This is a genomic window from Rubritalea sp. (assembly GCF_039830215.1).
In the GTDB taxonomy this organism is placed as follows: domain Bacteria; phylum Verrucomicrobiota; class Verrucomicrobiia; order Verrucomicrobiales; family Akkermansiaceae; genus Rubritalea.
In genome coordinates, this window is the sequence record NZ_JBDOPO010000092.1 from 1 (window position 1) to 7,968 (window position 7,968).

General features: G+C 47.2%; 7 protein-coding genes and 1 pseudogene. 4 read left to right on the forward strand and 4 right to left on the reverse strand.

Annotated features, from left to right (window positions below; translation table 11 throughout):
• Nucleotides 1-261 precede the first annotated feature (261 nt).
• The 4 genes from ABGY95_RS02870 (at nt 262) to ABGY95_RS02885 (ending at nt 4,707) form a co-directional block, all read left to right on the forward strand.
• Nucleotides 262-2,325, forward strand: a complete 2,064-nt coding sequence (locus ABGY95_RS02870; RefSeq protein WP_347440186.1) for a TonB-dependent receptor — start codon at nt 262-264, stop codon at nt 2,323-2,325.
• Between the two features lie 124 nt (nt 2,326-2,449).
• Nucleotides 2,450-2,974 (forward strand): sigma-70 family RNA polymerase sigma factor, encoded by a 525-nt coding sequence (locus tag ABGY95_RS02875; RefSeq protein ID WP_347440187.1) that lies wholly within the window; start codon nt 2,450-2,452, stop codon nt 2,972-2,974.
• Between the two features lie 16 nt (nt 2,975-2,990).
• A complete protein-coding gene (locus ABGY95_RS02880) occupies nt 2,991-4,277 on the forward strand; it encodes a von Willebrand factor type A domain-containing protein (protein WP_347440188.1) in 1,287 nt (428 codons plus the stop codon).
• 40 nt (nt 4,278-4,317) lie between these two features.
• Nucleotides 4,318-4,707, forward strand: coding sequence for an ApaG domain (locus ABGY95_RS02885; protein ID WP_347440189.1), 390 nt, complete (start codon nt 4,318-4,320; stop codon nt 4,705-4,707).
• Here the strand turns inward: ABGY95_RS02885 and ABGY95_RS02890 are convergent.
• The 4 genes and pseudogenes from ABGY95_RS02890 to ABGY95_RS02905 all read right to left on the reverse strand — a co-directional run.
• Complete coding sequence (locus ABGY95_RS02890) at nt 4,676-5,986, reverse strand: pitrilysin family protein (RefSeq protein WP_347440190.1); 1,311 nt, start codon at nt 5,984-5,986, stop codon at nt 4,676-4,678. The two genes, ABGY95_RS02885 and ABGY95_RS02890, sit on opposite strands and share 32 nt — an antisense overlap.
• The gene (ispD, locus tag ABGY95_RS02895; protein ID WP_347440191.1) at nt 5,986-6,654 is read right to left on the reverse strand and encodes a 2-C-methyl-D-erythritol 4-phosphate cytidylyltransferase; all 669 of its coding nucleotides are present in this window, start codon (nt 6,652-6,654) and stop codon (nt 5,986-5,988) included. Before ispD ends, ABGY95_RS02890 begins: the two co-directional genes overlap by 1 nt.
• Before the next feature lie 12 nt (nt 6,655-6,666).
• Complete coding sequence (locus ABGY95_RS02900) at nt 6,667-7,113, reverse strand: GatB/YqeY domain-containing protein (protein ID WP_347440192.1); 447 nt, start codon at nt 7,111-7,113, stop codon at nt 6,667-6,669.
• Nucleotides 7,114-7,709: 596 nt separating this feature from the next.
• A pseudogene (locus ABGY95_RS02905) lies at nt 7,710-7,968 on the reverse strand (hypothetical protein); the annotation flags it as partial.

The following is a 7,968-nucleotide window of genomic DNA, read 5'->3' on the forward strand; positions in this document are numbered from 1 at the left end:
CTGCGCTCCTCATCCAGTAGAAGGAAATTATCGGTCATGGCTTTGAAGAAGCAATGACCTAACTAACAGACCAAAAACACAATTTTTCTGTCAGAGCCCTCAATATTTATGGATGCTGACGTTGCCCTCTGACGAGCTTACAGGATGCGTGTGTCGTTGAGCTATCCTATCGAGAATTATTTACAACAATTTCTAATATTATTTGGTCTCGATCGTTTATTTTCTATTAATTCCCTCGAGTTACATTTTAGAAAAGGTAAAATGATATATATTCCACCACGTAATTTCCGCTTTGTCCTGCCGTTAGTCGCTCTTGTGTGCCCGGCATCAGCACAGGATTTTCTCGAGCCAACTGTAGTGACAGCCTCGCGAGTCGAGCAGTCACAGCTGGAGTCACCTTACAGCATTTCCATCATTGAGAAGGATGAAATTTTCAATGAGCAGTTGAGGACTGTGCCTGAAGCTCTGAGGAATACTTCCGGTGTGCTGATTCAGAAAACAACGCACGGGCATGGTAGTCCGTTTATCCGTGGATTTACAGGACGCCAAAACCTATTGTTGGTCGATGGAGTGCGTATGAATAACTCCACTTGGCGCAGTGGTCCGATCCAGTATTGGAATACGCTCGATGTGTACTCGGTTGATCGGATGGAACTAGTGAAGGGGCCTGGATCTGTGATGTATGGGTCGGATGCCTTAGGCGGCACGCTAAACCTCTTTAGTAAGGGGGCTGAGTTTCGTGACCAGCAAGGATTTTTCCAAGACGGAAGTGTGTTTTACCGTTTTGATACCAACAGTCAGAGCCACGTAGGGCGCGTGGAACAACGTATTGGTGAAGGTGGTAAGTGGGGGCTCAACCTTGGTGTCAGTGTGAAAAGTTATGGTGATATTCGCGATAGCTATTTCGGTCAAATGAACCGTACTGGCTATCCAGAGCAAAATCTTGATTTGAAGTTTAGTTATGCGCTGAGCGAATCAACTCAGATGGATCTAGCCTACCAGTACGTGAATCAAGATGACGTGTGGAGGTGGCACAGCACGGTCAATAACCCAGGATGGACGCATGGAGATCATATCACTCAACCAGGGAAGTTGGATTACCGAATCTATGACCAAGAGAGATCGCTTACCTATGCTAAGTTTTCGGGCTCAAATGCCGGCGGACTGTTGGAAGACTGGACGAGTACGTTCTCTTACCAAAAGACACAAGATTCAGAAAGAAGGAGTGACCCTCGTTGGTCGGTATCTGATGTGCAGACGCTGGGGATGAGCTTTCAGGCTAGTGGTCAGTTGGGGGCAGGTCGTTTGATCTGGGGGGGGGATTTCTACCACGATGATGTTGCTACTGATGCTAGTGATCCCAGCCGTCGACCAGTGGCCGATAATTCTCGCTATGATTCTTTGGGTGGGTTTACTCAATACAATTGGGATGTGTCAGAAACTTTCCACTTAGATTTAGGGGCACGTGCGAGCTATTTCGATGCAGCTTGGGACCATTACTATAACCTTAATTTACGTGTGGATGAATCTGGTGATGGTAATTGGTCAGACCTTTCATTTAGTGTGCGGGCGACCTACGATCTCACTCAAGACTGGGTTTTGTATGGTGGTGTTTCAGAGGGTTTCCGAGCGCCTAATCTAGCAGATTTGACCGGTTCTACTGTTTCACGATCAAAAGATGAGGTGATAGGTTCTTCTGATTTAGACGCTGAGAAAACGCTCAGCTATGAGTTTGGAACTAAAGCAGACCTTAGAGATGTGAGTTTAAGTCTTACGAGTTTTTACACTCAGATCCGCAACCCTATTACTAGTGCTGAAGAGAGCATAGAGGAGGTTGACTACCTACGTCTGACTAATGGTGAGGACGGATATATTTGGGGGCTTGAAGGTGATGCTGCTTGGAGGATTTCTGAGCAATGGGGGCTTTTTGCAAATCTGACTTTTCAAGATGGTAAGCAGAAATCTCGCGAGGTGATTGGTGGACCAGTATTGGAAGACACAGTGTCACGCTTGGCTCCATTGTTTGGTTCCGTTCGTCTACGCTGGACTCAGGCTGGTGGTAAATATTGGATAGAAGGCCAGATGTTGGGAGCGGCGACTCAAGATAATTTATCCAGTAGGGATCTCGGTGATGACCAGCGCATCCCAAGCAATGGAACTCCTGGGTATCTGGTTGGATCTGTGCGTGGGGGGTGGCAAGTTCGGGAGAACTTGCTGGTGACACTTGGTATCGAAAACGTCACTGATGAAGATTACCGAGTACATGGCTCTGGTGTGAACGAGCAAGGGCTTAATGCTCTCGTGGGGGCTAAGTTAGATTGGTAGGGCTGACCGCAGATTTTAGGTATCCGAGGCAACCCAGAGGTTGCTTCGGTTTTTTTGTATATTTGTACTAAGAAAGTCTTGGTCTGTGCGTTTTATCTACAGATAGTACTGCCAAATAAGTGCTATGGAACTTGATATGATCACCACATCAGAACAGTTGGTCGAACATGCTCTAAAAGAGTATGAGTCACCGCTCATCGGCTTTGCCATCGGTCTTGTCCGTGATCATGATCGAGCCCGCGATGTGGTGCAGGACACATTCATCCGCTTGTACAAACAAGACGTAGAAAAGGTAAAAGGTGGCCTGAAGAGTTGGCTTTTTACTGTCTGTAGAAATCGAGCTCTTGATGTGCTTCGTAAAGAGAAACGCATGGTGAGTGTCGACGATGAAATTTTGCAAAAAGAGGAAAGTGCAATGGCATCGCCAGATTCTTCGGCGGACAAATACGAGCGGCTCGATGAAGTGCACCGGAAAATGGTCTCGTTGAGTGAAAATCAACAGCTCGTGATTCGCCTCAAATTTGAGCAAGGAATGAGCTATCAAGAAATTAGTGAACAAACCGGACTGACCTCCAGCAATGTAGGATTTTTGTTGCACAATGGACTCAAAAAATTGAGAGAGATCCTCCCTAAAGATTTACTAAACTAAGCGGAAAAAAAAGAGAATGATTAAACTAACCATAGATGATCCGCGATTGACTGCATATGCCTTTGGCGAACTCAATCCGAAGGAGATAAAGGAGGTTGCCAAGCAGGTGGCTTCCGATCCTTTGCTAAAAGCGGCAGTGGATGAATTGGTCGCAATTGAGACAATTTTCCAAGTGGACTCTGAACCAAAGTACTCACTGCGGCCTGAGCAGCGTGCCGCTATTTTCCAATCTTCTGCAGAGCCGAGCAATGTCGTGCATATACCAGAGAAGAATTGGGGGAGGCGCGTGGTTGCTGTGTTGGGAGTGGCTGCTGCAGTGGTGATTTCACTGACCATTCTCCAGCGACCTAGCGGTGAGAATAACGATGCCAATATCGTACAGCTAGATTGGTCCTCACTGTCCGACGGAGAGCTGCTCCAACGTGTGAGCCCTAGCACTGAATCGTGGATGAATATGGAATCTGCGAGCGCTGAGCAACCAAGTAAACTCCGTGAGGGCTTGCAAATGCATGCGAGTTCTTTGAGATCAGAGATTGCCGAGCGTGCAGAAGGGGTAGAGAGTTCTATTCTAGTTCAAAGCGGGGCTATTGAGCAAAAATCCCCTTGGGTATTGCGTTCTGATCGGCCTGAGATGCGTATTCCGCTAGTGGCAGGTAATGCTAGCTATGCTTGGGTGCGTAAAAGCGTGGCAGCTGGTGAAATGCCATCGCCGGCAAGTGTGCGTCTAGAAGAATTGTTGAATCATTGCCCAGCCAGACGGTTAGCGGATATCACTCACAACGGAGTGAGTGCTGGAGTTGAGATCATTGAGTCACCACTGGATTCCTCTGAGTTGTTACTATTTTTGAGCTTTAACGCGCAGCAATCAGTGGATTTAGAAGCTGCGTTGGAGTTTTCAAAATCAGTTAAATCTTACAAATTGTTGGGCTATCAGCAGCCTGTTGATGGACTTAAGGTAGCTTCATCGCAATTGATGGAAGTTGGAAGTTCCCAACAGGTGGCCTACGTGCTTAAGCTTGCCGATGCTGTTGATGTGGATGAGCCGGTTTTTAACCTTCTTTTGCGAGAGAAAGGAACTGCGGAACAAGCGAGTTTAGGCGTTGTCTACTCAAAGACTGAATGGGGTGATTTGAGCTCAGGCGGAAAAATGCAGTTGTTAGTTGTGGCTTGGGCTGAGTGGTTAGTTGAGCCAATGCATAAAGAATTGCGCAAAAATGTAGAATTGATTTTAGCTGAGGTTGAGCCAGCTAACGAAAGCGAGACGGATTTGTTAGGAATAATTCACGCAAGCTTGGCTCTCTAGAGGGTTGAATGATCCAGCATGATTGGGCTATACTGCAGCAGTGGATTTAAATGATCAGCAAATTTCAGGACTCATTGTACGAGTTGAGAACGTGATGTACGTACCTCACCTCGATACGCCTAAGGATAAATCCTTTGCTTTTGTGTATTTCATCACGGTGAAGAATAATGCAAAGGTGACAGTGACGATCAAGGGGCGCAAGTGGGTTGTGCGTGAGGCCGATGGTGAGTGCACCGTGGTTGAAGGCGCGGGTGTGGTTGGCGAGACGCCGACGATTGAGCCGGGTGGAGAATTCACCTACAATAGCTACCATGTGGTTCAGCATGAATCTGAGGTGCAAGGTGCGTTGTTTGGAACTACGGAGTCAGGAGGTTTATTCAGTGTGAGAATCCCAGATTTCAAGTTGCGTATACCGTTCTCGGGTGCTTGAAATGTAGATGCTGAAGAAGGTTCTGCATTTCAGCCTCGCTGTGAGGCCCGATGCTGGCAATGGCTAGATTTTCTTTAAGGAAAACCTTTTTTGTTAGTTCTTGAAGTTGATCAAGGGTGACTGAGTCGAGTGTGTTTCTTGCGTCGACAGGGTTGACGATTTTACCGAAAGATGTGAGCGAGTCTCCCATCCAATTCATCTGGGAGTGGGGGGTCTCCAGTCCTATACGCGCTTGGCCCATAGCGAAACGTTTGGCCAGAGTAAGCTCATCCTCGGTGAATCCTTTTTCTAGGATATCATTGATGACGAGTTTGATAGCTAGGATGCTTTCTTCTAAGCGATCACTGTCGAGTCCAGCGTGGATCTCAAAGGTGCCAGTGTCTTCATAGAGGCTGAAGTCGCTCGCGATGTGGTAGCATAGTCCGCGTTTTTCACGTAGTTCTTGGAATAGCCTGGAACTCATCGTTTCACCTAACAATAGGCTAAGCATGCGCAGAACATGGCGATCTTTTGAATGTCGGCCAGAGGTGTGAAAGGCTAGGGCTAAATGTGATTGTTCGATCTTTCGTTGGTCGTGTAGAGACGGGACATCATTCGAGGGTTTTCTAGGAGCAAATTGCTCGTAGGGGCTCTTCTCATGCGTTTTTTGGGGTAGTAGTTTTTCAACGAGCTCTAGAACTTCAGCATGTGTGGTGTTACCCGCGACAGAAATAGTGATACCTTCACTAGCATAATGTTTTTTGGTGAACGCTGAGAGTGAATCGGCGTTGATGCCTAAAATGGATGCTTCTGAACCAGTGATCGAGCGACCCATCGGGTGGTTTGGCCAGAGAGCTTCTGAGAGTAGGTCGTGTAAGTGGTCACTAGGGTTCTCATGGTACATCACAATTTCTTCGGCTATCACTTCGCGCTCGCGTTCTACTTCCTCATAGGGGTAGGTCGAGTTCCATAGCATATCACTCATCACTTCTAACAAGTGAGGTAATAGCTCAGCAGGGCCACGTGTTTCGAGGCATGTTTGGTCCTCAGTGGTGAATGCATTGACGCTGCCTCCTGAGCCTTCGATAGTGATTGCTAGATCCAGAGCATTGCGTGTTGGAGTGCCTTTAAAAATCATGTGCTCAGCAAAGTGAGCTGAGCCATTTTCGGCTTCGCATTCATGGCGACTACCAACAGGAATGAAAATTCCAACTGAAACACTCTCAACATAGGGCATTTCACAAGTTGCAATGTGGAACCCGCGAATATTGGTGTGCTTATATGTGGCTGAGTCGTGCATTAGTTCGATCCTGAGTGGAGAAGCTCAGCGAGGGCCAAGTCTTCAGGGAAAGTTATTTTTAGATTGGGTGTTGAATTGGGCACTAGGTAAGTATGGACACCGATCAGCTCCAAGGCTGAGACCTCATCCGTCACAAGATCCTGCGCTTCTTCGACTTCATGATAAGCTTGAAGAAGTAGGTCTTTGCTAAAAATTTGTGGGGTTTCCATCGCCCAGAGGTTTTCTCTATCGACAGACTCTTTGATACATTGTTCTGAGTCTGAGCGTTTGACTGTGTCTGTGATACGTTTAGCAGACGTGGCAGCCTTGTGCAGTTGCGCGGATTCGAGAGTTGCGTGGATTTGTTGTTGGGAGATCAATGGTCTAGCTCCATCGTGCACAGCCACCCATGTGCAGGTTGAGTCGAGGGCGTCCAATCCGTTAGAGACCGAGTTGTGTCTGTTTTCTCCTCCGTCAACACGCTTGATCAATGTGCCATTCTGAATGATCTTAAGTTTAGTAAATCTCTGCTCTGGACACACTACTATCACTTCGTTCACAGCGTCAGATAGAACAAATGCATTAATAGAGTGTTCTAGCACTGGGGCCCCTGCAAGTGGAGCCATGAGTTTATCAAAACCCATCCTGCGGCTAGACCCCGCTGCGACAACGATAGCTGAAAGCATCATATTACAGGTTGCTTAGGAAAGTGCTTTCATGACAGCCTGAGAGAGGATCTTACCATCTGCACGACCTTCTGTCTTTTTCTGAAGAAGTCCCATGACCTTGCCCATGTCAGCGCGGGATGCAGCACCAGTTTCGGCGACTACTTCAGCTACGGCTGCATTAATTTCGTCTGCAGTCATTGCAGTCGGTAGGTATTTCTCGAGGACTAAGATTTCGGCTTTTTCATTTTCAGCTAGCTCTGAGCGGTTGGCGGTATTGAACTGATCAATGGAATCTAGGCGCTGTTTTACCTGCTTGCGGATGATGCTAATGATAGCAGTGTCGTCTAGAGTTGCATCTGCTCCGCTTTGCTCAATAGCTGCATTTTTGATAGCAGATTTGAGGGCGCGAATGGTGGTGAGGGCTAGCTTGTCTTTAGCCTTCATTGCAGTCTTCATATCGGCCGTAAGTGTGTCGTTCATGCTCATGCGAGCAATGTGGCTGGCGTTGATGCTCTAGACAAGGGTCGAGTTCGAGGATTATTCGATTTAAGGCGTGTAGTAGCGGAGGCGGTAAAAGATTCGTTGGCTAATTCTTTGTTCGGTTCGTCATGACTGAAGGCTTCTAATGCATCAGAGGTTTTAGTGGTCAGGTCGACCCATGAAGTGAGGTTGCTACCGCGCTGGAGGGTGTAGCTGTGATTGGGTGCTAAATCTGAAAAAAATTGACGGATTTGGTTGCACTTGTCCTCGTAAATAGCGGTGGGGGGGCTGTCTGAAGGTCCACTCGCAACGCTAGTGCATAGTCTGAAATTAGAGAGCCAGTCTTACTGACCGTGAGTGTGTATTCACCGGGTTTGAGATCTGTCTGCCAGATGTGTTCGAGGTTATCGACTGGGCTGTTGGATTTAAATATTTGGTCGCCTGAGCTGTTCTTTAAGGTGAGTGCAGGTCTTCTAATGCTCTATAGGAATATCCATAGGCTGGGGCGCCAGACTCAGTTTGGACTATCCACCTGTTTAGTTCGCGATTCCAACTTAGGTTAGTAGAGAGCGAGGCAGCCCTGCAGTGTGGCGGGACTACAAATTTGTATACGTGGTCAGTTGAGCTGATGTTTTGGTTCTTATAGGCATATCTAAATGGAAGAGATCCTTGATCAAAAAGACAACCGCTTGCCGCGTCCATAAAGCGAAAGGCTGCATGAGTTGATCTGGCATTGTGTTATTTAAACACTGTTGCACTTTATCTTGTTGCGCCTCATTGAGTGAAGATCCACCGCCTTTCGGTCTACCGGGTTTTCCAACTTTTAGAGCTTTACTTTCAACTTCTTGGCATTTC

Bases quoted from the DNA above. Each gene is read 5' to 3' on its own strand.
- ABGY95_RS02900 (WP_347440192.1), bottom strand. From the start codon at position 7,113: ATGAACGACACACTTACGGCCGATATGAAGACTGCAATGAAGGCTAAA.
- ispD (WP_347440191.1), bottom strand. From the start codon at position 6,654: ATGATGCTTTCAGCTATCGTTGTCGCAGCGGGGTCTAGCCGCAGGATG.
- ABGY95_RS02880 (WP_347440188.1), top strand. From the start codon at position 2,991: ATGATTAAACTAACCATAGATGATCCGCGATTGACTGCATATGCCTTT.
- ABGY95_RS02870 (WP_347440186.1), top strand. From the start codon at position 262: ATGATATATATTCCACCACGTAATTTCCGCTTTGTCCTGCCGTTAGTC.
- ABGY95_RS02890 (WP_347440190.1), bottom strand. From the start codon at position 5,986: ATGCACGACTCAGCCACATATAAGCACACCAATATTCGCGGGTTCCAC.
- ABGY95_RS02875 (WP_347440187.1), top strand. From the start codon at position 2,450: ATGGAACTTGATATGATCACCACATCAGAACAGTTGGTCGAACATGCT.